The organism is Streptobacillus felis (assembly GCF_001559775.1).
GTDB classification, from domain to species: Bacteria; Fusobacteriota; Fusobacteriia; order Fusobacteriales; family Leptotrichiaceae; genus Streptobacillus; species Streptobacillus felis.
In genome coordinates this window covers 1-500 of the sequence record NZ_LOHX01000139.1, presented here as the reverse complement: position 1 = coordinate 500, position 500 = coordinate 1, and the positions used below count along the sequence as shown (strand labels likewise).

General features: G+C 31.4%; 1 protein-coding gene. It reads right to left on the bottom strand.

All coding sequences use genetic code 11. The features are described 5' to 3' along the window. On the bottom strand, positions 1-500 hold a 500-nt coding region (locus tag AYC60_RS02375; protein ID WP_197416932.1), incomplete at both ends, for a pseudouridine-5'-phosphate glycosidase.

Below are 500 nucleotides of genomic sequence, written 5' to 3'. Positions count from 1 at the left end.
ATTAGCATTTAATGATTTACCTGCAGTAATTTTCTTTACTTTATCTAATAAGAATGGAGTAGAATCTTTACCTTTTATTCCTGATTTTTCAGCTTCTTCTAAAGCTTCATTTATTGCATTAGTTATAGTATCAAAATCCATTGCATATTCTTCTGGGATTGGATTTGCTATTACAACTCCGCCATTTAACCACAGATCCCATTTAGTTGTTAATAATTTAGCAAATTCTTCTGGAGTTTCTATAGCATAATCTAAGTTGTAGCCACTTTTAATAGTGTATAATGCAGGTAATTCTTTAGTTTTATACCCTAATACAGGTACTCCTTTTGTTTCTAAGTATTCTAAAGTTAAAGGTAAATCAAGTATTGATTTTGCTCCGGCACAAATTACAGCGACATTAGTTTGTGCTAATTCTTCTAAATCAGCAGATATATCCATAGTTACTTCAGCATTTCTATGAACACCACCTATACCGCCTGTTGCAAATATTTTAACTCCAG